Origin of the sequence: Streptomyces sp. NPDC007162 (assembly GCF_040634175.1) — a bacterium.
In the GTDB taxonomy this organism is placed as follows: domain Bacteria; phylum Actinomycetota; class Actinomycetes; order Streptomycetales; family Streptomycetaceae; genus Streptomyces.
Window position 1 is genome coordinate 1 of sequence record NZ_JBEYFC010000100.1, and the last position, 23,085, is coordinate 23,085.

Consider the following 23,085-nt stretch of genomic DNA (forward strand, 5'->3'; position numbering starts at 1 on the left):
TAGGCCTTGCGCAGCACCAGCGAGATCCGCGGCACCGTCGCGTTGCAGTACGCGTACAGGAGCTTGGCGCCGTGGCGGATGATGCCGCCGTGCTCCTGGTCCACGCCCGGCAGGAAGCCCGGCACGTCGAGCAGTGTCACGAGCGGGATGTTGAACGCGTCGCACAGCTGCACGAACCGCGCGGCCTTCTCCGACGCGTGGATGTCCAGCACCCCGGCCAGGGACTGCGGCTGGTTCGCGACGATACCCACGACCTGTCCGTCCAGCCGGGTCAGCGCGCAGATCACGTTGGTGGCCCAGCGCTCGTGGATCTCCATGAACTGGCCGTCGTCGGCCAGCTCCTCGATCACCCTGCGCATGTCGTACGGGCGGTTGCCGTCCGCCGGCACCAGGTCGAGCAGCGCCTCGCAGCGGCGGTCGGCCGGGTCCTCGGACATCTCCGCCGGCGGGGTCTCCCGGTTGTTCGGTGGCAGCATGGACAGCAGGAACCGGACCTCCTCCAGGCACGCGTGCTCGTCGTCGTAGGCGAAGTGCGCCACGCCCGACACCTCGGCGTGCACGTCCGCGCCACCGAGCCCGTTCTGGGAGATCTGCTCCCCGGTGACGGCCTTGACCACGTCCGGGCCGGTGATGAACATCTGCGAGGTCTCGCGGACCATGAAGACGAAGTCCGTCAATGCGGGGGAGTAGGCGGCGCCTCCCGCGCACGGACCCAGCATCACCGAGATCTGCGGGATCACCCCCGAGGCACGGGTGTTGCGCTGGAAGATCCCGCCGTACCCGGCCAGCGCCGTGACGCCCTCCTGGATGCGCGCACCCGCCCCGTCGTTCAGCGACACCAGCGGCGCACCCGCTGCGATGGCCATGTCCATGATCTTGTGGATCTTCTGCGCGTGGGCCTCCCCCAGCGCGCCGCCGAAAATCCGGAAGTCATGGGCGTAGACGAAGACCGTCCGGCCGTGGACGGCGCCCCAGCCGGTGATGACGCCGTCGGTGTAGGGCTTTCTGACCTCCAGTCCGAAGCCGGTCGCCCGGTGCCGGCGCAGCGGCTCCACCTCGTTGAAGGAACCCTCGTCCAGCAGCAGCCCGATCCGCTCACGTGCGGTCAGCTTCCCCTTCGCATGCTGCGCCTCGGTCGCCGCCTCACTCGGACCCGCCAGCACCTTCCTGCGCAGTTCGCGGAGCTCGGCCGCTCTTGCATCGGCTCCGCGAACAGCGGTCGGTCCGTCGAGTAGGGAAGTCATGCCACTCCGCATCTACGCAGGGTCGGTGGGAAGAGCAGCGGCCGGCCGGTCCCTGCTGGAGACGGGGGCTCCCAGGGCCCGGCCGGCGCTCTCGGGTCCGTGCCGCGGGGGATGTCGACACGGCCCGGGTCGGTGCGGGAACGAGGATCCGGCAGGACGAGCGGGGTGCTCAGGCGGACTTCCGGTCGCCCGGGTAGCCGCCGAGCTCCTCGTTCGCGCTGATGTAGAGGTTCTCGGCCATCAGGACGTCACGCTGGAGGTGCCACAGGCGCGGCGACGGCTCCACGCCGAGTTCCCGTCGCAACGAGGTACGTACTCTGCTGTATGCGGCGAGCGCCTGGTCCCGCCGGCCGGAGCGGTGCAGGGCGAGCATGTACTGCGCGTGGAGATGTTCGTGCAGCGGATGCTGGGCCGTGAGCGCGCTCAGTTCACTCACGACGCTGCGATGGCGCCCCAGGCGCAGCTCGGCCTCGATGCGGCCCTCGATCGCGCCGATGCGCATCTCCTCCAGGCGAGCCGCTTCGATGGCGAGGAGCGGGCCGGGTGAGACGTCGGTGAACGGGCCGCCGCGCCAGAGGCTCTCGGCCGTGCGATACGCGTCGACCGCGCCCTGGAAGTCGCGGGCAGCGGCGAGCCGGTGACCGGCCTGCACGCGCTCCCCGAAGACGCGGGCGTCCAACCCGCCGTCGGCGAGCCTGATCTGGTAGCCCCCGTCACGAGTGACGAGGACCCGTTTCCCGTCCACGCCGGCGTCACTGATGCGTTTGCGGAGGGCGAGCACATAGGTCTGCAGCGCGGTCACCGCGCTCTTGGGCGGGGCTTCCTCCCAGATCTCCTCGATGAGCTGGTCGTTGGAGACCATTCCTGGGGACACGGCGAGCAGGGCCAGGACTCTGCGCTGCTTGAGAGCGGTCGGATGGACGGAGATCTTGCCTATACGGGCGCTCAGTGTGCCAAGTACGTTGACGTGCAACTGCCTTTCCCCCCCGGGTCAGAGTGCGAGCGATCAGACCGATATTGTCATGCTCCTGATTTTGCTGTGTACGGTGGTTTTTTCCGGTTGCATGCCGACGGGGCGCCGACGGCATGCAACCGGTGGGCCCTCTAGGCCGACTGCTTGTTCCGTCCGATGAAGCCGACGGACAGCAGCAGGCCGAGCAGGAGCGCCGCTGTGGCGATGATCAGCGCGGTGCGGCTCCCGTCCGTGGGGCCGGAGGCGGCGTGCAGCACCGAGCCGAGTACCGAGACCCCGATGACGGCACCGGTCTGGCGTGCGGAGTTCAGCACGCCAGACGCGATGCCGACCTGCTCCTTCGGCGTGGCCGAGACCGTCGCCGTCACCAGGGACGGAATCGCGAAGGACACCCCGAAGCCGAAGGCCAGCAGGGCGAGCCCGATCAGCAGGGTGTTCGCCGTTCCGGTGCCCGTGATGCCGGCCGCGAGAACGCCCGCGCCGACCGTCAGGAGTCCGAAGCCCAGTACGGACGGCTTCCGCGGCCCGGATCGCGCGACCAGCCGGCCCGTGTAGACGGGGTTGAAGGCCGTCGGCAGGGTGAGCGGCAGGAAGGCGCAGCCGGCCAGCAGGGCGGACAGGCCGCGCGCCTGCTGGAAGTAGAGGGACATGACGAACAGCAGCCCGGACAGGCCGAAGTTGACGAGCAGGCCGTTGAGCACGCTGGCCGAGAAGGTGGCGTTGCGGAAGAGCATCAGCGGGAGCATGGGGCCGCGCGGCCCGGCCGGTCGGCGTTCCACGACCAGGAACGCGGCCCCGGCCACCAGGGCGACCGCGAGCGCCGCCAGCACCGGCTTCGAGCTCCAGCCGAGGTTCTCGCTCTGGATCACGCCGAAGGTGAGCCCGGCGAGCGCCAGCACCGCGCTGATCTGGCCGGGCAGGTCCACCCCGCGGCTGGTGTTCCGCTTGGTCTCGGGCGCGTGGGCGCGCGCGACGAGCACGCTGACCAGTGCCACGGGCACGTTGATGGCGAAGATGCTGCGCCAGCCGAGGGCGTCGGTGAGCACGCCGCCGAGGACCGGTCCGGCGGCCAGCGCGGCGCCGGTGATGGCCGCCCAGGAGCCGAGTGCGCGGGCGCGCTGAGCCGGGTCGGTGAAGGTGGTGGCGATGACGGCCATGGAGGAGGGCAGCAGCGCCGCACCCGCGATGCCGAGCAGGGCGCGCATGGTGATCAGCATGCCGAGGTTCGGCGAGAAGACCGTGATCAGCGACGCGAGCAGGAAGGCCCAGGTGCCGACGATGAAGACCCGGCGGCCGCCGAACCGGTCGGACAGCGCACCCATGGTGAGCAGCAGTGCGGCGAACGTCAGGGTGTAGCCGTTGACCACCCACTGCAGCCCGGACAGTCCGCCTCCGATGTCGCTGCGGATGGCGGGCAGCGCGACATTCACCACACTGGTGTCGAGGAGAACCATGAAGTAGCCGAGCGAGAGCCCGACGAGCAGCAGTCGCCGCCGTCCTGGGTTCTCGGCGAGCGCCTCGCTGGAGACGCCGGAGGCCTGCGTAGTTGGCGCAGACATGACACACCTTTCATGAAGCGGTAATGGCCGGGTTGGAGAGTGGTGGCCGTCGAAGAGGTTGGAACAACAGCTTGACAACAGCGGAAGCCGATCGGAAACGGGAGCTTCCGATGGCATCATCGGGAGAACCGATGCCGAGGCCGGGGGGACAGCATCATGCAACTGCGGCAGCTCAGTACGTTCCGCACCGTGGCGGACGCCTTGAACGTCACGCGCGCCGCCGAGCGGTTGAACTACGCGCAGTCGAGCGTGACCGAACAGATCAAGGCGCTGGAACAGGACCTGGGTGTGCCCCTGTTCGAGCGATCCAACCGCGGTCTACGGCTCACCCCGGCCGGTCGCCGCCTGGTCGACTACGCCGAGAAGATGCTCTCCCTCGCCGAGGAGGCCAGGGCGGCCGTCACCGAGGTCGGCAGCCCTGGAGGAGAGTTGCTGATCGGGGCACCGGAGACGCTCTGCGTCTACCGGCTCCCCTCGCTGCTCACCCGCTTCCGTGAGGACTGCCCGAAGGTGCATGTGGTGCTTCGCCCCGGCAACCGGGAGGAGTGCCGCGGCGGCGTGCGTGACGGAGCCCTGGACCTCTGTTTCACCTTCGGTGCGCCCCCGGACCATCCGGACCTGGAGAGCATGCCGCTGGTGCCGGAACCGGTCGTCGTCGTGGCCCCCAAGGACCACCCGCTGACGCGACGGGAGTCGGTGACCACCTCCGATCTCGCCGGTGTCGACTTCCTGGTGACGGAGTCCGGCTGCAGCTACCGGCTCATGTTCGAGGAGGCCCTCGGGTCCGCGCCGGGGCCCCGCCCTCGGGTCGCGGCGGAACTCACCAGCATCGGCGCCCTGCGGACATGCGTCGCGGCCGGCATGGGTTGTGCCCTGCTGCCGCAGATCGCGGTGGCCGCGGACCTGGCCCGGGGGACCGTCGGCCTGGTCCCGTGGCAGGGGCTGCAGTACGAGGCCCCGATCCACGCGACCTGGCGGCGCGACGGGGAGCGCGCCCCGGGACTGCTGCCCTTCCTCGACGCCACCGGCACGTTGCTGGGCCGGCACTCCGCCACGCGCCGGGATCAGGGATGAGGCACGGGCCGCACACCTGTGATCACGTCTCGGCCAGCAGCAGGCGGTCCTCGTCCAAGGTGACCAGGCGTCCTCGGTAGCCCGCGGTCAGGGCCGCGAACCAGATCGCGGGCCTGGCCCCCACCTGCGCCCGCTGGATCTCCAGCGGGCCGTCCGTGGTCACCTCGACGTAGTCGCCGGCCCGGCGGACCGTCATGTCCTGGTTCTCGGCGGCCTCCACGAAGGCACCGAACTCGGGGATGTCGAGCACGTACAGGGTGGTCATCGGTTCTGCTCCTCGGTGTGGGCTCGGGACAGCTCTCCCTTGCGGCGCCACATCTCCTCGACGGTCGGCTTCCCGTTGCGGGTGACATCGGACAGGGCGCGCAGGGTGAGTTCGGCGTCTCGGGCGTCGATGGGCGCGAACGGGCGCAGCGGGCGGGTGATCTCCAGCTGGATCCCGTTGGGGTCGTCGAAGTAGAGGGACTCCAGCAGCTCGTGCGCGAGGGGCGGCGTGACCCGCACACCGTGTGCCTTGAGCCGGGCCCGCCAGTCGAGCAGCTCCTGCTCGGTGTCGACGTGCAGCGCCAGGTGCCGGGACCGGTGCATCAGGTCCCCGGGCTGCTCCTCCTCGGGAAGGCCGAAGTAGTAGAAGAAGGCCAGGTGATCGCCGTTGCCGAGGGCGAAGAAGAAGTGGACGAAGTCGGGGAAGGTCTCGCTCACCCAGCCGGTGGCGGTGATCGCGTGAACCAGGGGGAGACCCAGCACGTCACGGTAGAACCGCACGGTCTCCTCGGGCTTCCAGGTCACCCAGGCGAGGTGGTCCACGCCCTTCAGGCGCAGCCCTGCGAGCTCGGGCGGCAACACGACCTCAGGGACTTGGTCGGTCATGGATCGACTCCTTCGATCGAAGGTCGGCTCGGTCCGTCAGGCGGTACGGCCGAGGGTGGGTTCTGCGGTGGGCCGGGGGACGGCGAACAGGTCCAGCAGCCGCTTGCGGTCGACCTTGCCCACCGCCGTCAGCGGCAGCGTCGGCGCGAGCCGCAGTTCGTCCGGGTGCTTGTAGGCCGCGACTCCGCCTTCCTCGAAGTGCGCCCGGACACGTGCCAGCGTCGGTTCCGTGCCGGGTACGGGAACGACGCACACCCCCACGCACTCCCCGAGGACGGGGTGGGGCAGGGCGACGGCGGCCGCGTCGGCGACCCCGGGCACCCGGCGGACAAGGTCTTCCACCTCGTCGATCGCGATCTTCTCGCCACCCCGGTTGACCTGGTCCTTGATACGGCCCTCGACGACCAGGTTGCCGCTCGGGTGGCGGCGCACCAGATCACCGGAGTGATACCAGCCGTCCGGCGTGTAGGCGCGGGCATTGTGCTCCGGCGCGCGGAAGTAGCCCCGCGGCGTGTAAGGGCCCCGCGTCAGCAGTTCACCGGTCTCTCCCTCCTCGACGGGCCGGCCGTCGGGGCGGACGATCAGGAGCTCGTCCGCTTCGGAGATCGGCCGGCCCTGGGTGGTACTGACCACGAACGGCGAGTCGGTCAGCCGGGTGTAGTTGAGCAGCCCCTCTGCCATCCCGAACACCTGCTGAAGGGTGCAGCCCAGCGTCGGGGCGAGGCGCTGCGCCAGATCGGCCGGCAGCACCGACCCCCCGACCTGCAGCACACGCAGGCTCTCCAGGTCCGGCCCTGCGGCAGCGGCGGCCTCGAGCCAGGTACGGGCGACAGCCGGGACCACGGAGGTGATCGTGACCCGTTCCCGGGCCATTTCCGGGAAGGCGATCGCAGCACGCGGCGACGGGCACATCACGACCCGGCCGCCGACGGAAAGGGCGCCGAGCACCCCCGGACAGCCCAGTGCGAAATTGTGGGCCACCGGCAGTACCGCGAGGTAGACGGTCTCCGCGGAGAAGCCGCAGATCTCGCCGGAGCGACGCACGTTGTACTCGTAGTCGTTGTGGGTCCGCGCGATGATCTTCGGCAGGCCGGTCGTCCCACCGGAGAGCAGGAAGAACGCGACCTCCTCGGGCTCCGGGGCCAACGCGTCGAGCCGGGCACGCCGTTCCAGGGCGCCGGACACCGGGCTGAGCATCGCCGGCAGATCCAGATGCCCGGGATCCGGCTCGCCACCGAGCACCAGCACCGGGCAGCTCCGCCGGCGTTCCGCGGCGATCCGCGCGGCCAGCGACTGATGGTCGAAGCCACGCAGAGTGTCCGGTACCACGATCGCCGCGACGTCCGCGAGGTCCGCCAGATAGGCCAGCTCGTGCTCCCGGTGCGCCGGCAGTGCCAGCAGCGGCGCCACCCCGATCCGCTGGCAGGCCAGGAACAGGCCGAGGAACTCCCAGCAGTTGGGCAACTGCACCAACAGATTGTCGCCGTTCTGGAGACCGAGCCCGATCAAACGCTCCGCCAGCGAATCCGTCCGCTCGGCGAGTTCGCGATAGCTGAGCCGGATCGCGCCGTCCACCACCGCGGTGCGGTGCCCGAAGCGGTCCGCCCAGTCCCACACCCAACTGCCCAGCGGTCGCCGCCGCCACAGTCCCGAGGCGACGTACCGGTCGGCGGCCTCCCGAGGCCAGCCGACCACGCCGGTGCGCATCATCTTCTCCCCTCCCTTGTGGGTGCCGCCCGGCCGGCAGCTCGTGCGAGCCGGGCGGCATCGTGGGTTCAGTCGTTCGGCAGGCCGGGTCGTTCAGCCCGCCGGGGCCGTGCGACGGTGGCCCGAGCCGGTCAGCCGACGAGCGGCTCGATCAACTCCGGCTCCTGTCCCTGCGTCTCCTCGGCGCCCGCGGCCTGGAGCCGCTCGAACAGGAACTCGCCGATGGCGGCCACCGTGGGGCGGTCCCAGAGCAGGGTGCTCGGCAGCGAGAGCCGGAAGATCTTCTCCAGCCGGCGCCGGATCACCACGGTCATCACCGAGTCCAGGCCCATCTCCATGAGCGGGCGGCGGACGTCGAAGGTGTCCGGGTCGAACTTCAGCTCGCCGGCGACCTGGGCACGGACCTCGTCCACCAGGTAGCCGCGCAGTTCCTCGGGGGCCAGCGCCGCCCACTCCGTCTCCGCCTGGCCGAGCGTGTCGGCCTCGGGGACGGCCAGCTCGGCCAGGAGCCGAGGCCGCTCCGCGCCGGGCTCCGGCGGCAGGATCCGCATGGCCGCCGCGTAGGGCAGGTCGTACCGGGAGACGAACTCCCAGCTCCGGAAGGCCTCGGCGGCCGAGATGTCCCCGGTGCCGCGGGCGGCCAGCTCGATGTCGATCAGCTCGGAGGACGTCGACATCCCCAACCCGCGCCAGGAGGTCCAGGCGACGCTCAGTGTGCGGTCGCCGAGGGCCGTGCGGTGCCAGGCCAGCGCGTCCAGGAAGGCGTTGGCCGAGCCGTAGCTGGCCTGGCCGGGCAGGCCGAGAAGCTGGCCGCAGGAGGAGAACAGGACCATGAAGTCGAGGACACCGGCGGGGAAGAGCTCGTGCAGGGCCAGGGCGCCCGCGGCCTTGGGCCGCAGCACGGCGGTCAACGACGCCTCGTCGACGTCGACGGCCATCCGGTTGTCGAGCACACCGGCCGCGTGCACGACGCCGCGGATCGGGGGCAGCCCCAGCGTCTCCGGGTCGAGCGCCGCCGCGAGGGCCTCGCGGTCGGCGACGTCGACGGCGACCGTGCGCACCGTGACGCCCAGTCCCTCCAGCATCTGTACCGCATCGACCCGTTGACGTGTCGCGGGATCCGAGACCGTGCTCCACTGCGAGCGCGGCGGCAGAGCCGTCCGGCCCGCCAGCACGAGGCGTCGGGCTCCCCGGCCCGCCAGCCAGGCGGCCACCTCGAGACCCAGCACCCCGAGACCACCGGTGACCAGGTAGGTGCCGTCGGCACGGCACTCCAGGGCGGCTCGCTCCGGCTCACGCTCGACCGCCACCAGCCTCGGCACCTCGCGCAGGACCCCGCGCAGGGAGACGACCTCCTCACCGGGGTGCCGTCCGGCGTCCTCGCGGACCAGGCCGACCAGGGCCGCCAGCTCCTCGTCGGTCGGACGCGGGGAGAGGTCGACGACCCCCGCGAACAGGTCCGGGTGCTCACCGGCCAGCACCCGGCCGAGACCCCACAACACCGAGTCGCCCAGCGCTTCCTGCCGCAGGCTCTCCCGGACGCCGCGCGTCACCGCGCGCACGACCGGACGCTCGCCGGACTGCTGTCGGGCCAGCCGCTGAACCGTACGGGTCAGCAACCAGGAGGCGGCGACCCCGGCCGTGGCCGGCCCGTGCTCGCGGTCCGGCACGACGAGGACCGCGGTCCCGGCGCCGACCGTCCCGAGCTGTTCCGGGCCGGCGGCCGCCCGCCAGGCGACGCCTGCCCGCGAGAAGCCCTCGCCGATCAGACGGGCGGCCCCGGGGTCGCCCAGCAGCACCACTTCGGTCAGCGGCCCGTGGTCCGCGGACGCGTCCGCCGCCTGCCAGGACAGCTCGCTCACCAGGCGGCGCGGGCTCGCGGTCGCGCCGGGATCGCCGTCGAGGACGCCGTACCGCAGCCCGCCGAAGCGGGCGACGACCTGGCCGTCGGAATCGGCGATCAGCACGTCCACGGTGTCCACCGCGGCCAGACCGTCGACGCAGCGCGCGTGCAGGACGACCTCCGCCGGGCAGTCCCCGAGCAGAGCGACCTCGTGCATGTGGGCCGGCATCCGCAGGACCGGGCTGCCCGGGAAGGCCACCGAGGCGATGGAGAGGGCGGCGTCCAGGACGCTCGCCCAGGAGGGCGGCGCGGAGCCGTCCGGCACGGCACGGACGACGGCGGCCAACTCCCCCTCACCACGCCGCATTTCCCGCACCTGCCAGGGGAAGCCCATGGCGGCCACGCCGATGCCGGCGAGTCGGTCGATCACATACTCCTCGGGCAGCACCTCCGGGCAGCGTGAGCGGATCTCGGCCGGGTCCAGCCGGCGCGCGCCCACCCGGGTGGCCGGGGAGACCACCGCGGTCGTGTGGGTGAGCCAGGCGCCGTCCGAGTCGGCCTCCTCGGCGCCGACGATGCGCGAGGCGATGCGCAGCGCGCCCTCCTGGAGCACCACCTGCACCTCGCGCGGGGTGCTGACGGCCACCGGCACACGCAGGTTGACCTCGGTGAGACCGGGGACCGAGGCTCCGTCCGCGGCGGCGGTGAAGAACGTGTTCAGCAGCACCGTCGCCGGGATGATCTCGACGCCCTGGACCGGGTGGTCGCCCGGGTAGGGACGGCAGCTCTCGTCCAGGTAGGTCTGCCAGAGCCGCGACGGGGTGGCGCCGTTGACGGTGACCCGGCGGCCGAGCAGGGTGTGGCTCAGCGGGTCGTGCTGTCCGCCGCCGAGCTGGGCCGTCGGCGCGGAGCCGTACCAGAACGGCCGGTGCTGCCAGGCGCGGACCGGCAGGTCGACCAGCGTGCCGCGGACGGTCGCGGACCAGTCGACCGGGACGCCGTGGCTGAACAGGGCGGCGGCGTTGGCCAGCAGGGTGTCGAGCTCCGGCTTGTTCCGGCGCAGCGTGTGCGCGACGACGATGTCGTCGATGCCGGCCTCACCCAGGGTCTCCACGATCGAGTGGGCGACCACGGGATGGGCGGACACCTCCAGGAAGGCGCGGTGGCCGTCCTCGGCGGCCGCCTGGACGGCACCGGCGAAACGGACCGGGTTGCGCAGGTTGGCGGCCCAGTAGTCGCCGTCGCGTGGGGCGCTGCTGCGCGGGTCGGCGAGGGCGGTGCTGTAGACGGGGATCACCGGCTCGTTCAGCCGCAGGTCGTCGGCCGCCCGTCGCAGTTCGTCGAGGAGCGGGTCCATGTGGTCGCTGTGGAAGGCGACGTCGGAGGCGACCCTGCGGACGGTCAGGCCCTGTGCCTCCCAGCCGGTGGCGACCGCCGCGACGGTGTCGACGCCACCGGCTGCCACGGTGGAGCCGGGGGAGGCGGCGATGGCGGCGTTGATGCCCGCCCGGCCGGCCAGGCGCTCGTCGACCTCGTCGAAGGGCAGGTTCACCATGACCATCGCGCCCTTGCCCGCGACCCGGCGCAGCAGTGCGGAGCGCCGGCAGATCAGCCGGGAGCCGTCGAGCAGGCTCAGGATGCCGGCCTCGACCGCGGCGGCGAGTTCGCCGACCGAGTGGCCGATCACGGCGGACGGCCGCAGGCCGCGCGAACGCCACACGGCGGAGAGCGCCACCTGCATCGCGAAGATCATCGGCTGGATCCGGTCCACCTCGACGAGATCACCGTCGATCAGCACCTGGCGGGGAGAGAACCCGATCTCCTCCAGGAAGACCGGCCCGATCTCGTCGAGCACCGCGGCGAACACCGGCTCACTCTCGAGGAGTTCGCGGCCCATGCCGATCCACTGGGCGCCGTGGCCGGAGAACACCCAGACCGCGTCGCCGACCGCGGGAAGCACGGCACCGGTCTCCACCCCGTCCTCGGGGCGCTGCTCGGCCAGGGCGGTGAGCCGCGCCACGGCCTGCTCCCGGTCGGCCGCCACGACGGCGGCCCGGGACTGGACGTGGTCGCGGTGCACCGACAGCGTGGACGCGACGTCGGCCAACGGCGTCCCGTCGCCGGTTCCGGTCAGCCACCCGGCCAGGCGTCCGGCCTGGGCGCGCACGCCCGCCTCGGTGGCCGCGGACAGCGGGAGGAGCAGCGTGCCCGGAGTGTCGCTCCCGGCCTGCTGACGGGCCGTCGGGACGGAAACCGGGGCAGGGGCCTCCTCAAGGACGAGGTGGCTGATCGTGCCACCGTAACCGTAGCCGGAGACACCGGCTCGGCGCGGGCGGTCGCCGGCCGGCCAGGGGGTGGGTTCGGTGACGACCTTCAGCCCCGCCTCGTCCCAGGGGATGGCCGGGTTGGGGGTGGTGAAGTAGTCGGCCTGCGGCGGGATCTCGCCGTGGTGCAGCGCGAGCACGGCCTTGATCAGCCCGGCCACGCCCGCACCGGCCTCCAGATGCCCGATGTTGGGCTTGACGGAGCCCACCAGGCAGGGCCGGTCGGCCGGCCGCGGGCCGAAGACCCGGGCCATCGCCCCGACCTCGATCGGGTCACCGGCCCGGGTGCCGGTTCCGTGTGCCTCGACGTAGTCGACGGTGGCGGGGTCGACACCGCAGGACCGGTAGGCCTGGCGCAGCAGGTGCGCCTGGGCCTCCTCGCTGGGCGCCATGATGCCGTTCGTGCGGCCGTCCTGGTTGACCGCGCTGCCGCGGATGACCGCGAGGATCCGGTCGCCGTCGCGCTGCGCGTCGGAAAGCCGCTTGAGTACGACGACGCCGGCGCCCTCACCACGGCCGTAGCCGTCGGCAGCGGCGTCGAAGGACTTGCTGCGCCCGTCCGGCGAGACCGCGCCGGCCGCGTCCAGGACCATGGTCAGCCCAGGGCCGGCCATGATGTTCACACCGCCCGCCAGCGCCACCGGGCACTCACCGGAGCGCAGCGCCTGACACGCCAGGTGGAGTGCGACCAGCGACGCGGAGCAGGCGGTGTCCACCGCCAGGCTCGATCCGCGCAGGTCGAGCGTGTAGGAGACGCGGTTGGCCACCGCGCAGAAGGCAGCGCCGATCCCCGTCCACGCCTCGATCCGCGGCAGGTCCTCCAGCATCCGGCGTCCGTAGTCGTCGGAACCGACGCCGATGAAGACGCCCGCGTCCCCGCCGGCCAGCGAGCGCGGCCGTATCCCGGCGTGCTCGAGCGCTTCCCAGGCGACCTCGAGCACGATGCGCTGCTGGGGATCCATCAGCTCCGCCTCACGGGGCAGGATGCCGAAGAAGTCGGCGTCGAAGCCCGCGATGTCGTCCAGGAAACCGCCGCCGCGGGTCACCTTGCGCAGAGCCGCGGTGTTCTGGGGGCCGGCCTCCTCGTAGGACTCCCAGCGCTCCTGCGGCACTTCCCCGATGCCGTCACGACGCTCCATCAGGAGCCGCCAGTAGTCCTGGGGAGAGTCGACGCCGCCGGCGAACCGGCAGCCCATGCCGACGACAGCGATCGGTTCCGGCGTTCTTCGGACGACATGCGTCGACTCGGACTCGTTCGACGGGCGCTGTGCCTCGTCGAGCTCGTGGGAAACAGTCATCTGGGCGATCTCCACTCGATAGGGCTTGGCCAGGGTGGTGAGCGGTGGGGTGAGAAAGGACCGGCTGCGTCAGCAGGGCGAGAGCGCCAGAGGCCACGACGCCACGGCGTCCACGCGCCCTGCGACGAGCGCTGTGTGCAGACGGGCGGGCCAGTTGTCGGCGGCATGTCCCGGCGCGTCGAGGGCCCAGCCCCCGACGGCGTCGATGATCAGGGGGAGTCCGGACTCGGTACGAAGACGGTCGGCCAGTTCCAGGACCACCGTCCAGTCGTCCTCTCCCGCTGAGGCGGCCGGCTTCGTCGAGGTGCCGGGTTCGGGCAGCCGCAGGTGGACGCCGGCCGCGCCCGCCGCCGCGGCTGCCGATGCGCAGGCCGACAAGCGGTCGGCGTGCTGTCGGGTCGGACGGCCGTCGGGGTACCTGAGGCCGACGAGGAGCTGCCGGCCGGTTTCCCTCGTGGGCAGCGCGGCGAAGGCGCGGGTGAAGGTGTCCGGCGTCGGTTCGTCGAGCAGCAGGACCAGCACCGGCAGGTCCAGGAGCCCGTCCCGGGGCTGTGCCCGGACCTCTTCGCCGTCCACGACCGCGCCGAGCAGCGCACCGGCGAGCCCCGCCTCGCGGACGGCCCTGCGCCATTGCCCGCTCTCCCCGGAGACCGGCCCGGCTCCCGGACCGGTCCGGGAGCCGGGCATACGGGCGGCGCTGCTCCAGTCGGCGAGAACGAGGCCGTTCCCCGCCAGCGCCTGAGCCACGCAGGCGTCCGGCTGGCCGAGCGACGGAGGAACCACACTGAGCATCCGATTGCGGAGCACCGTGTCGCCCAGCCGCAGGGGGAATGCCAGCGCGTGCGGGGTGCGGCCCTCGGACGCCGACGTGTCGGACCCGGCCGTCGCGACGCCGGGTCCCCGGGCCGCCACGACGAAGGCCGACTCAGCCGCGGCGATGCGTTCGGGGTGGCGGCGTCGTAGTCCTGCCAGGCTGATGGCCGGCGTACGGGTCAGGAAGTGGAACCCGAACCTCTCCGGGTCCCGGTCGATCCGCTGCGCGAAGGTCTCCCACCACCGCATGCTGGGAGCCGCCCACCCCTGGGTGCGGGCCACCTCCGGTCGACGGGCCTCCTCGTACGACTTGAAAGCGGGGGCCAGGTCGGCGGCGGTGACGGTTCGCGGGCCGGTGCCGCCCCACTGTCCGAGAGCATCGGCCAGACCGATCGCGTCCTCCATCGCGAGCTTCGTTCCCGAGCCGACGGAGAAGTGAGCGGTGTGCGCTGCATCACCGAGGAGCACCAGGTTGTCGTGCCACCAGACCCGGTTGTGGACCACTCGGAAATTCGCCCAGCGGCTGTTGTTCACAAGCAGCGGATGCCCCTTGAGATGGTCGGCGAACACCTCCTCCATCAACTGCTGAGAATACTCGTCGCTCTCGCCCGGTTCATTCGACCGTTCCGTCGAGACATCCATTCCGGCGGCGCGCCAGGCTTGCTCGTCGGTTTCCACGATGAAGGTGCTGAGACCGTCGGCGAATGGATAGGTATGTGCGGCGAAGACTCCGAATGCGGTCTTCACGAAGGGGAACGTCACTCGCTCCGTCGGTGCCGTGGTGCCGTACCAGATGAACTTGGCGGAGCCCTGCTCGACCGTGGTTCCGAATGTTTCCCTGCGTGCGTCCCTCGTGGCCGAACCCACCCCGTCGGCCGCCACGACGAGCTGGTGTTCGCCTCCCAGCTCCGCCGCGTCCGCCTCGGTGCGGTAGTCCAGCCGTGCACCGCTGGCCAGGGCCTGCTCCTGCAGGATGTCCAGCAGCACACGGCGGGCGATGGCCGTGAAGCCGTACCCGCCGTACCGGAGCTCCCGCCCGCCGACGCGCACCTCCATGTCCCGCCAGGAACGGCTGGCCGCAACGATGCGCTCATGCGTCTCGGGGTCCGCCGCATGCAAGGCCGACATCGTCCGGTCGGAGAAGACGATCCCGAATCCGAACGTCGCCCCCACGGGGTTTCGCTCACGTATGTGGACCCGCGTCGCTATTCCCCGCATCAGCAGGAGGCGGGCGAGGAAAAGCCCACCAGGCCCTCCGCCGATCACGCCGACATCAAGCATTATTCCAACTCCAGGACACTCGGTGAACAGTCACTCGATTTGTCGCTGGATTGAGTGTTACGCAGGTGGATCAAGTCGCACTCAAGTGAGGATCAAGCGTCCTGGCGATTTGCATTCCTTTTACGATGCGGAGGTTTTTCGATGGGGTGGGTTCGGCTACCGCGCACTACTTCGCCGCGGTGGGGCTCACGGCCGGTTATGCTGCCCCGTCTCGTCAGGTCAGGGAGGAACGGCATCATGAGCGGCACCCCGATACCGCTGCCCGAGCGGATCGAGCTCGCGGACGAAGGGCTTGTTCTGCGGGACTGGACGGAGGCGGACCTGGCCGCGATGCCGGAGCTGTTCGACCATCCCGACATCGCGTACTGGACGCCGATCGTCTCGCCCTTCGACGAAGCGGCCGCCGTCGCACGGCTGGAGAGGGCCCGGCAGCTGCGGGCGGAGGGTACGACCATTCTGCTCGCCGTCACCGTCGACGGCGGCGCGCCGCTCGGTGAGGTGATGCTGCGGCCGGCCCCCGAGGGCGCGGAGATCGGTTACGCGATCGGCCCGGCGCACCGTGGCCAGGGGCTGGCGGTGCGGGCGGTGCGGGTCATGGCCGCATACGCGTTCGAGCAACTGGGCGTGGGGCGGGTCTTCCTGGAGCTGGAAGCCGAGAACGCCGCCAGTGTCGCCGTGGCCACCAAGGCGGGGTTCCGGCTGCTCGACGTGCCACTGGTCGAGGGGGAGGAGAAGGGGCGGCCCTACGCCCTGCAGACGTGGGGCCTGCCGCCGGCTCTGTGACACCGTGTCGCGCATCATGGAGCGTCCGCGTCCGCCTGCCCGGTCAGGAGCCTCCCCGCCATGTCCGACACACCCGGTGCCGACAATCCGTTGACGGACCGACTCGCCGGTCACGTCCAGGACTTCGAGAAGCTGCTCGTGCGGTACTTCGATTCTCTTGGCGACGACGGCCGCCTCGACGTCCCGTCCTACGGCGTCTTCGCCCAGGAGAGTCTTGCGATGGTACGGGAGTTGACCCTGCGTGGCGGCAAACGGATCCGGGTGGTGGTGCTGCGGGAGGCGGCGCGGCTCGTGACGCACGAACCCGTCGCCGCGCTGGACCACGCCGCCCTCGGCGTGGAACTCCTGCACACCCACGGGCTGATCCACGACGACCTCATCGACGACAGTGCCGTCCGGCGCGGTGGGCCGTCCACCTACTACGCCTACCGTGAGCGGTTCCCCGGCCGGCCCCGGACGGCCCTCGGGCTCACCGTGCTCGCCGGTGACCTCGCGTTGGCGCTGGCCGTGCGGGTGCTGCTCGGGGCGCAGGCCGACATGTCGGTGCGGCAGGCCATGGTCGAGGTGCTGACCCGGGCCGCCGCCGAGACGGTGCTCGGGCAGGTCGTCGACCTGGAACGGGACCTCGGCGACACGGTCCCGGACGACGAGGTCCTGCACCAGGTCGCCGACTTCAAGTCCGCCCGGTACTCGCTGCTCGCCCCGCTGCACCTGGGGCTGCTTGCGGCCGGCGAGGAACCGGAGCGGTATGCCGGGGAACTGCGGCGGTACGCGCGGCTCGTCGGGATCTGCGCGCAGATGCGGGACGACTACCTGGATCTCTTCGGGGACGGCAAGGAGACGGGGAAGCCGGTCGGGACCGATGTCCGGGACGGCAGGCGCAGTTATGTCGTGGCCGCGCTGCTGTCCTCGGTCGGCGGGGCGGAGCGGCGCGTGGTGGAGGCGGCCCTGGGGGACGGCAGGTGCAGCGACGAGACGATCGCCCTCGTCCGGGGGATCGCCGAGGAGCGCGGGGTGCGGGAACGGCTGCGGGAGTCGATGCGAGCCCATGCCGACCAGGCGGTTCTGGTCGCCGGCGGCTGGCGCGAACGGTGGCGGAGCGAGGCGGTCGGATTTTTCGAGGCACTGCCGTACTGGAGCGTCGAGCGGTCCCGGTGACGCAGCGCCTTCGCGAACGGGTTGCCACCGACGGGCGGTGGGACGTCCCGTGGATGCGTACTCTGTACCCCGCATCGAGCACACCGAGGAGAGGTCAGCCGTATGTCTGAGTCACCGAGCACCGAACTGGCTTCTCAGTATGGTGAGCGCATCCAGCAGGACCTCGATCTGAACGCGGCGGAACAGGAGCGTCTCGGCGCCGAGATCGCCGACCTCGAAGGGCAGTTGCGCGCGCTGCGGGAGAACAGGGTGGTGCTGGAGCGGCTGCGCCAGGCGCTGGCCCCGGAGGCGGGGACTTCCGCACCCGACGCCGCGGAGGGAGCCGAGTCGCCCCGGGCCACCGAGGCTACCGACTCCGCAGCGTCCGCCGAGGCCGTCGAGCCCACCGGCGCCCCCGAGCCCGACCGGTCCGCCGAGGCGCCCGCGTCCGCCGGTGACGCGAAGGCCGCAGAGGTCACCGTGGCCGTCGTACCACGTCAGAAGACCGGGCCCGCGCCGAGCGGGGCCGCGGACTCCGGCCAGGCGAGCTCCGGCAAGGCGAGCTCCGGCGCGGCCGGCCGAGGCAGGGCCGGCTCCCGCAAGGCAAGCTCCGGCGCGGCCACCTCCGGCAAGACCGGCTCCCGCAAGCCAAGCCCCCGCAAGGCGGACGCCGGCAAGGCAAGCCCCCGCAAGGCGGAGACCGGCACGGCGACCCCGGCTGAGGCGGCCCCTGCCGAGGCGAAGCCGTCTCTCGTCGACGCCGTGCGCACCTATCTCGAACAGCAGCGGGAGCCGCGCTCCGCGGTCGAGGTCGCCGAGGCCATCAGGTCCGGCCAGCCCGGCCGGACCATCAAGACGACGGTGATCCGTACGACCTTGGAGGGGTTGGTCGCCAAGAGCCTCGCCCAGCGCGGCAAGCAGGGCAGGTCGGTGTTCTACACGTCGACGGCGGCGGCACAGAACACCCCCTGAGAGCCACCACGCGCTTCTCCCCTCGGTGGACTGGGCGCGCGGCACCTTCGACAGATCACCGTCGACGTCCCGCCCACGGCCCGCGCCACCGTCGTCCTGCCCGGCGGCAAGCAGCACGTGACCCTGACCCCGGGCCGGACGCGCATCAGGGGGTGAGCGAGCGTTCCCGCACCCGTGCCAGGTGCCCCTCGAAGACCTCCCTCGCCTCCGGGGTCAGGGTGCGCAGTGCCACCAGTGCTGTGATCACCACGTCGCACAGTTCGCCCTGCACGTCCTCCCAGGAGTGGGTGACGCCCTTGCGGGGGTTCTGGCCGGTCGCGCCGATCACCGCCTGGGCGACCTCGCCGACCTCCTCGGTGAGCTTGAGCATGCGCAGGACGAGGCCGGTCTCGCCGTCGTGCCCGCGGTGGGCGTCCAGCCAGGTCCAGAGGTCCTCGACCGAGGTCCACAGGTCGGGAGCCGGGTCAGGGGGTGGGGGGTGGGGTTCGCTGTTCCGTCATGCCGGAGAGTCTGCCCCGTCGGCCCCGCCCGGCGCTCACTCCTCGAACAGCGCCTCCTGCTCCCCCTCCTTGGCCCGCTGCACCCGCCTGTTCCGGGCGCCGATCACCACGGTCGTCGCCGCCGCGGTCACGCCCAGCGCCGCCGGGACCATCCAGCCCCGGTCGAGGACATGGCCGAGGGCGTGGTCCAGGGACAGCCGGCCGGGGCCCGTGACGGCGAGGCCCGCCGCGGTCAGGCCCAGGGAGGCCGCGTACTCGTAGCCGCCCTCCTGGGCGAAGAAGCCGTTCGGCATGTGCAGCGCGGCGGCGCCCGCCATCGCCCCGGCCGCCGCGGCCCCCGCCGCCGGGGTCGCCAGGCCCAGCGCCAGCAGCGTGCCGCCGCCCGCCTCCGCGAGCCCCGCCGCCATCGCGCTCTGCTTGCCGGGCGCGTACCCGACCGACTCCATGAACTGGCCGGTGCCCGCGATCCCGCCCCCGCCGAACCAGCCGAGCAGTTTCTGCGCGCCGTGCGCGGCCAGCACCCCGCCGGTGCCCAGCCGGAGCAGCAGCAGCCCCACATCACGTCGGTCGTAGCAGGTCACGGTGACTCCCATCGGCGACAACGGATCACGGGTCTCCAGCCTCGCACCCGCCACACCCGAACGGCCCGTCCTCGCCGCCGTACGGGTGGCGGGACCCCGGCCGCGATGTGACGCTGACTGGCATGACGATCAAGACAGCCAAGCTCAGCGACCCGACCGTGCGGGCCTTCGTCACCGCTGTGAACGCCAACGACCGCGAAAGCTTCCGGGAACTGCTCACCCCGGACGCGACCATGGCGGACGACGGCGCCGACCGGGACCTCGACGAGTGGATCGACCGGGAGATCTTCTCCTCCAACGGTCACCTCGACGTCGACAACGAGTCCAACGAAGGCCGTTCGCTGCTCGCCCACTACCGCAACGACGCCTGGGGCGAGATGCGCACCCGCTGGGACTTCACGGTCGAGGAGAACGGCCGCATCTCCCGCTTCGAGACCGGGCAGGCCTGACCGGCGGGCCGCCCCGCGGACAACGCCCTTGCCTTGGTGTGCACTTCAACTCCTAGCGTCTGACCCATGGAAACCGACAGCACCACCAGGGTCCTGGGACGTTCCGGCATCCGCGTCAGCGCGCTCGGCTTCGGCTGCTGGGCCATCGGCGGCGAGTGGCAGGACGCCGAGGGGCAGCCGCTCGGCTGGGGCAGGGTCGACGACGAGGAGTCCGTACGGGCCGTGCACCGCGCCCTCGACCTCGGCGTCACCTTCTTCGACACCGCCGACACCTACGGCGCCGGGCACAGCGAGCGCGTCCTCGGCCGCGCCCTCGGCAAGCACCGGGACGAGGTGGTCGTCGCCACCAAGTGGGGCAACGTCTTCGACGAGGAGACCCGCACCCTCACCGGCGCCGACGACTCCCCGGCGTACGTGCGCCGCGCCCTCACCGCCTCGCTGCGCCGCCTCGGCACCGACCACGTCGACCTCTACCAGCTGCACCTGTCCGACGCCGACCCGGCGCGCGCCGCCGAACTCCGCGACGTGTGCGAGGAGTTGGTGGGGGAGGGGCTCATCCGCGGCTACGGCTGGAGCACCGACGACCCCGACCGTGCCGCCGTCTTCGCCGAGGGGCCGCACTGTACGGCCGTGCAGCACACCCTCAACGTGCTCCAGGACGCGCCGCGACTCGTGGCACTGGCCGAGGAGCTGCGGCTCGCCGCGGTCAACCGCAGCCCGCTGGCCATGGGGCTGCTCGGCGGGCGGCGGGCCGGGGCCGGCGCCGGGGACATCCGCAGCAGGCCGCCGGCCTGGCTGCCCGGGTTCGGGGACGGGACCGGTGCCGACGCCGCCTGGGTGGAGCGGATCGAGGCCGTGCGGTCCGTACTCACCAGCGAGGGCCGGACCCTCGCCCAGGGTGCCCTCGGCTGGATCTGGGCACGCAGCCCGCGCACGGTCCCCATCCCCGGTTTCCGGTCCGTCGCCCAGGCCGAGGAGAACGCCGGCGCGCTCGCGAAGGGGCCGCTCACCGAGGCACAGCTGGCCGAGATCGACCGGCTGCTCGGACGGTGAACGGCCCCTGGGGTGCGCGCCCCGGCCAAAGGCATCGGCGCGGGCGTCAGTGGCCCTGGCCGCCGTGCTGCTGCACATAGGGCTGCTGTCCGTGTGCCGCCTGCTGCGGCTCGCCGTACCCCGCCCCCTGCCGCGCGAGGCGCTGTCCGCCGCCCTGCTCGGTGAGGGTGATCCGGCCGGCCTTGATGGTGGCCAGGCGCGGGGCGCGGCGGGCGATGGAGGAGTCATGGGTGACCATGACGAAGGTCAGTCCGTACTCGTGCCACAGGCCCTCCAGCAGGGCCATGATGTCGTCGCGGGTGCCCTCGTCGAGGTTGCCGGTGGGCTCGTCGGCGAGCAGCACCTTCGGCTTCTTCACCAGCGCGCGGGCGATCGCGACGCGCTGCTGCTGGCCGCCGGACAGTTCGGAGGGCGCGTGCCCGAGCCGCTCGCCGAGGCCCACTGAGCGCAGCGCCTCGGCGGCCCGCTCCCGGCGCTCGGCCGGCTTGACGCCGAGCGGCACGAGGGCCGTCTCCACGTTCTCCTGCGCGGTCAGCGTCGGGATGAGGTTGAACGACTGGAAGATGATGCCGATCTTCTCGGCGCGCAGCCGGGTCAGCTTGGTCTCGCCGATCCGGGACAGGTCCTCGCCGTCCAGCTCGACACTGCCCTCGGTGGGGCGGTCGAGGCCGCCGATCATCTGGAGCAGGGTGGACTTGCCGCCGCCCGTGGGGCCCTGGATGACGAGCTGGTCGCCGTCCTCGATGGTCAGGTCGATGCCGCGCAGCGCCTCGACCGTCTCCTTGCCCCGCGTGTAGCGCTTGGTGACACCGGTGAGTCTGTACATGGGTTCTCCACAGGGTGGTAGGCCGCAGGTGGTAAGCCGCAGGGGTGTCCCGGTGCTACGAGACGCTGCGCAGGGCGTCGGCCGGGCGCATCCGGGAGGCGCGCCAGCCGCCCATGGCGCCGGCGATCAGACCGCCGGTGACCGCCAGGCCCACCGCGAGGCCGATGGTGGTGAGGGAGACGGGCGCGGTCAGCGCGATCTCCAGGGTGTTCTGGGTGGCCTGCCGGCCGGGGCCGCCGCCCGGGCCGCCCCCGCTGCCGGTGGAGCCCAGCTGGGCGGTGAGCTTGGGGCTGATCGCGGTGACCGCGTAGGCCGCGCCGACGCCGATGGCGATGCCGAGGGTGCCGCCGATCAGACCGTTCACCATGGACTCGCCGACCACCTGGCGGGTCACCTTGCGGCTCGGCCAGCCGAGGGCCTTCAGGGTGCCGAACTCACGCACCCGGCGGGACACCGCCGAGGAGGTCAGCAGGGCCGCCACCAGGAAGGCCGCCGCGAGCACCGCGACGGACAGCCACGTGCCGACGCTGGTGGCGAGGCTGGAGGCGGTGGAGAGGGAACCGGAGACGGTGGACGCCAGGTCGGCGGAGGTGGTGACCGTCGTACCGGAGACGTTCGCCTGGATCTCCTTCTTCACGGTGGAGATCTGCTGGGAGTCGGTCGCCTTGACGTAGATCGTGGTGACCTCGTTCTTCGCGTCGCCGAGGGTCTGCGCCAGCTTCAGCGGGATGAACAGGTCGGTGGTGGACTCGCTGCTGTCCGGGGTGGCGATGCCGATGACCGTGAACTTGGTGCCGGAGATCGTGAAGGTCGAGCCGACCTTGTACTTCTTCTCCTTGGCGTACGACGTGCCGACCACCGCGACCTTCGTGCCGGTCTGGGCCGTGGTGAAGGTCTTCCCTGAGGTGATCTTCATCGAGGCCAGCGGGCCGAGGCCCTGGTGGGCGACGTCGACGCCGACCACCGAGTAGCTGTTGACGTTGAAGTCGGCGCCGCCGCCCTGGACCTGCGGCTGGCCACCGCCCGAGCCGCCGCTGCCGCCCGCCTGCCCCTGGCCGCCACTGCTGCCGCCGCTGCCGGTGGTGGTCTTCGCCTTGCCCTGGGTGAAGGAGCCGTCGACCTTGGTGACGTTGAGGGAGAGCGCTCCGACCGCGCTCGCCACGCCCTGCTGTCCGGCGACCTTGGCGACCAGGGCGGACTTCAGGGCCTGACCGCCCTGCGTCATCACCCGGTCCGAGCTCTGCTTGGTGCTGCTGCCGGACTTGGCGCCGAACTTGAAGCTCGGGCCGCCCGAGCCGCCCGAGGTGGGCGCCGACTGGGCCTTGGTCACCGTCATGTCGGTGCCGAGGCCGTAGAGCGACTGGAGGACCTTGTCCTGAGCCTTGGACATACCGGCCGACACGGAGCTGACCGTGATGACCAGCGCGATACCGAGCGCCAGACCCAGTGCGATGACCAGGGCCGCCTTCTTTCTGCGGCCCAGCTCGCGCTTGAGATAGATGCCAAACATCCCGTTCCTCGAAGGTTCTTGGCGCCCCGCTGTGGGCGCTGGCTCACGTTAGGGAGAAACCTTTGAGTCGCCCTGGGTAAAAGATGTGTCAGGGCCGAGAAAACCGGCACTCTTATCAAACTTTCATAAGACAGCAAATTCCTCTCTCGTTCTTGTTCCGGCGAGGGGGTCCTCCCAGGAATCCGCTGTTGGACGCGGTGTACGGTCCCGGGATGCGCGATTCCTCTCGGCTGACCCGGCGTGCCGCCCTCGGACTGACGGCCGCCGCCCTGCCCGTCCTCTCGGCGA

The 23,085-nt window shown here is 71.7% G+C and carries 18 protein-coding genes; 6 read left to right on the forward strand and 12 right to left on the reverse strand.

Annotated features, from left to right (window positions below; translation table 11 throughout):
• The 3 genes from ABZ646_RS14890 to ABZ646_RS14900 form a co-directional block, all read right to left on the reverse strand.
• Positions 1–1,244 (reverse strand): acyl-CoA carboxylase subunit beta (locus ABZ646_RS14890; RefSeq protein WP_360517943.1); only part of this gene is annotated, 1,244 nt, incomplete at its 3' end.
• 169 nt (positions 1,245–1,413) lie between these two features.
• Positions 1,414–2,217, reverse strand: a complete 804-nt coding sequence (locus ABZ646_RS14895; RefSeq protein WP_360517946.1) for an AfsR/SARP family transcriptional regulator — start codon at positions 2,215–2,217, stop codon at positions 1,414–1,416.
• Between the two features lie 131 nt (positions 2,218–2,348).
• The gene (locus ABZ646_RS14900) at positions 2,349–3,776 is read right to left on the reverse strand and encodes an MFS transporter (RefSeq protein WP_360517949.1); all 1,428 of its coding nucleotides are present in this window, start codon (positions 3,774–3,776) and stop codon (positions 2,349–2,351) included.
• A gap of 156 nt (positions 3,777–3,932) precedes the next feature.
• On the opposite strand from ABZ646_RS14900, the gene ABZ646_RS14905 reads away from it, so the two are divergent.
• Entirely contained in the window at positions 3,933–4,850 is a 918-nt protein-coding gene (locus ABZ646_RS14905) for a LysR family transcriptional regulator (protein ID WP_360517952.1), read from the forward strand.
• Between the two features lie 22 nt (positions 4,851–4,872).
• On the opposite strand, the gene ABZ646_RS14910 is transcribed toward ABZ646_RS14905, so the two are convergent.
• From ABZ646_RS14910 to ABZ646_RS14930, 5 genes are all read right to left on the reverse strand, one after another.
• Positions 4,873–5,115, reverse strand: coding sequence for a hypothetical protein (locus tag ABZ646_RS14910; RefSeq protein ID WP_360517955.1), 243 nt, complete (start codon positions 5,113–5,115; stop codon positions 4,873–4,875).
• Positions 5,112–5,720: a VOC family protein gene (locus ABZ646_RS14915; protein WP_360517958.1), complete on the reverse strand. Its 609-nt coding sequence runs from the start codon at positions 5,718–5,720 to the stop codon at positions 5,112–5,114. Before ABZ646_RS14915 ends, ABZ646_RS14910 begins: the two co-directional genes overlap by 4 nt.
• A 36-nt stretch (positions 5,721–5,756) precedes the next feature.
• Positions 5,757–7,430 (reverse strand): AMP-binding protein, encoded by a 1,674-nt coding sequence (locus ABZ646_RS14920; RefSeq protein ID WP_360517961.1) that lies wholly within the window; start codon positions 7,428–7,430, stop codon positions 5,757–5,759.
• 128 nt (positions 7,431–7,558) lie between these two features.
• Complete coding sequence (locus ABZ646_RS14925; protein ID WP_360517964.1) at positions 7,559–12,892, reverse strand: beta-ketoacyl synthase N-terminal-like domain-containing protein; 5,334 nt, start codon at positions 12,890–12,892, stop codon at positions 7,559–7,561.
• A gap of 69 nt (positions 12,893–12,961) precedes the next feature.
• On the reverse strand, positions 12,962–14,986 hold the full coding sequence (locus ABZ646_RS14930; protein ID WP_360517967.1) for an FAD-dependent monooxygenase: 2,025 nt from the start codon (positions 14,984–14,986) through the stop codon (positions 12,962–12,964).
• Between the two features lie 237 nt (positions 14,987–15,223).
• Here ABZ646_RS14930 and ABZ646_RS14935 point away from each other — a divergent pair, with 237 nt between their 5' ends.
• From ABZ646_RS14935 to ABZ646_RS14945, 3 genes are all read left to right on the forward strand, one after another.
• Positions 15,224–15,769 carry a GNAT family N-acetyltransferase gene (locus tag ABZ646_RS14935; protein WP_360517969.1) on the forward strand — a complete coding sequence of 182 codons (546 nt, stop codon included), beginning with the start codon at positions 15,224–15,226 and terminating at the stop codon, positions 15,767–15,769.
• A 60-nt stretch (positions 15,770–15,829) separates the two neighbouring features.
• Positions 15,830–16,927: a polyprenyl synthetase family protein gene (locus ABZ646_RS14940; protein WP_360517972.1), complete on the forward strand. Its 1,098-nt coding sequence runs from the start codon at positions 15,830–15,832 to the stop codon at positions 16,925–16,927.
• A gap of 102 nt (positions 16,928–17,029) precedes the next feature.
• Entirely contained in the window at positions 17,030–17,878 is an 849-nt protein-coding gene (locus ABZ646_RS14945; RefSeq protein WP_360517975.1) for a hypothetical protein, read from the forward strand.
• A 145-nt stretch (positions 17,879–18,023) separates the two neighbouring features.
• Here the strand turns inward: ABZ646_RS14945 and ABZ646_RS14950 are convergent, their stop codons facing one another.
• Positions 18,024–18,329, reverse strand: coding sequence for a MazG-like family protein (locus ABZ646_RS14950; RefSeq protein ID WP_360517990.1), 306 nt, complete (start codon positions 18,327–18,329; stop codon positions 18,024–18,026).
• Positions 18,330–18,413: 84 nt separating this feature from the next.
• On the reverse strand, positions 18,414–18,959 hold the full coding sequence (locus ABZ646_RS14955) for a DoxX family membrane protein (protein ID WP_360517993.1): 546 nt from the start codon (positions 18,957–18,959) through the stop codon (positions 18,414–18,416).
• Between the two features lie 122 nt (positions 18,960–19,081).
• Between ABZ646_RS14955 and ABZ646_RS14960 the strand changes: the two genes are divergently transcribed.
• Both ABZ646_RS14960 and ABZ646_RS14965 read left to right on the forward strand, forming a co-directional pair.
• A complete protein-coding gene (locus ABZ646_RS14960) occupies positions 19,082–19,408 on the forward strand; it encodes a nuclear transport factor 2 family protein (RefSeq protein WP_360517978.1) in 327 nt (108 codons plus the stop codon).
• 66 nt (positions 19,409–19,474) lie between these two features.
• Positions 19,475–20,461: an aldo/keto reductase gene (locus tag ABZ646_RS14965; RefSeq protein WP_360517981.1), complete on the forward strand. Its 987-nt coding sequence runs from the start codon at positions 19,475–19,477 to the stop codon at positions 20,459–20,461.
• Positions 20,462–20,507: 46 nt separating this feature from the next.
• On the opposite strand, the gene ABZ646_RS14970 is transcribed toward ABZ646_RS14965, so the two are convergent.
• Both ABZ646_RS14970 and ABZ646_RS14975 read right to left on the reverse strand, forming a co-directional pair.
• Positions 20,508–21,287, reverse strand: coding sequence for an ABC transporter ATP-binding protein (locus ABZ646_RS14970; protein WP_360517984.1), 780 nt, complete (start codon positions 21,285–21,287; stop codon positions 20,508–20,510).
• Positions 21,288–21,342: 55 nt separating this feature from the next.
• On the reverse strand, positions 21,343–22,797 hold the full coding sequence (locus ABZ646_RS14975) for an ABC transporter permease (RefSeq protein ID WP_360517987.1): 1,455 nt from the start codon (positions 22,795–22,797) through the stop codon (positions 21,343–21,345).
• Positions 22,798–23,085 lie beyond the last annotated feature (288 nt).

Excerpts from the sequence above, each read along its gene's own strand:
- ABZ646_RS14960 (WP_360517978.1), top strand. The coding sequence starts at position 19,082 with ATGACGATCAAGACAGCCAAGCTCAGCGACCCGACCGTGCGGGCCTTC.
- ABZ646_RS14910 (WP_360517955.1), bottom strand. The coding sequence starts at position 5,115 with ATGACCACCCTGTACGTGCTCGACATCCCCGAGTTCGGTGCCTTCGTG.
- ABZ646_RS14970 (WP_360517984.1), bottom strand. The coding sequence starts at position 21,287 with ATGTACAGACTCACCGGTGTCACCAAGCGCTACACGCGGGGCAAGGAG.
- ABZ646_RS14915 (WP_360517958.1), bottom strand. The coding sequence starts at position 5,720 with ATGACCGACCAAGTCCCTGAGGTCGTGTTGCCGCCCGAGCTCGCAGGG.
- ABZ646_RS14975 (WP_360517987.1), bottom strand. The coding sequence starts at position 22,797 with ATGTTTGGCATCTATCTCAAGCGCGAGCTGGGCCGCAGAAAGAAGGCG.
- ABZ646_RS14940 (WP_360517972.1), top strand. The coding sequence starts at position 15,830 with ATGTCCGACACACCCGGTGCCGACAATCCGTTGACGGACCGACTCGCC.
- ABZ646_RS14900 (WP_360517949.1), bottom strand. The coding sequence starts at position 3,776 with ATGTCTGCGCCAACTACGCAGGCCTCCGGCGTCTCCAGCGAGGCGCTC.
- ABZ646_RS14945 (WP_360517975.1), top strand. The coding sequence starts at position 17,030 with ATGTCTGAGTCACCGAGCACCGAACTGGCTTCTCAGTATGGTGAGCGC.
- ABZ646_RS14930 (WP_360517967.1), bottom strand. The coding sequence starts at position 14,986 with ATGCTTGATGTCGGCGTGATCGGCGGAGGGCCTGGTGGGCTTTTCCTC.
- ABZ646_RS14925 (WP_360517964.1), bottom strand. The coding sequence starts at position 12,892 with ATGACTGTTTCCCACGAGCTCGACGAGGCACAGCGCCCGTCGAACGAG.
- ABZ646_RS14920 (WP_360517961.1), bottom strand. The coding sequence starts at position 7,430 with ATGATGCGCACCGGCGTGGTCGGCTGGCCTCGGGAGGCCGCCGACCGG.
- ABZ646_RS14905 (WP_360517952.1), top strand. The coding sequence starts at position 3,933 with ATGCAACTGCGGCAGCTCAGTACGTTCCGCACCGTGGCGGACGCCTTG.
- ABZ646_RS14965 (WP_360517981.1), top strand. The coding sequence starts at position 19,475 with ATGGAAACCGACAGCACCACCAGGGTCCTGGGACGTTCCGGCATCCGC.
- ABZ646_RS14935 (WP_360517969.1), top strand. The coding sequence starts at position 15,224 with ATGAGCGGCACCCCGATACCGCTGCCCGAGCGGATCGAGCTCGCGGAC.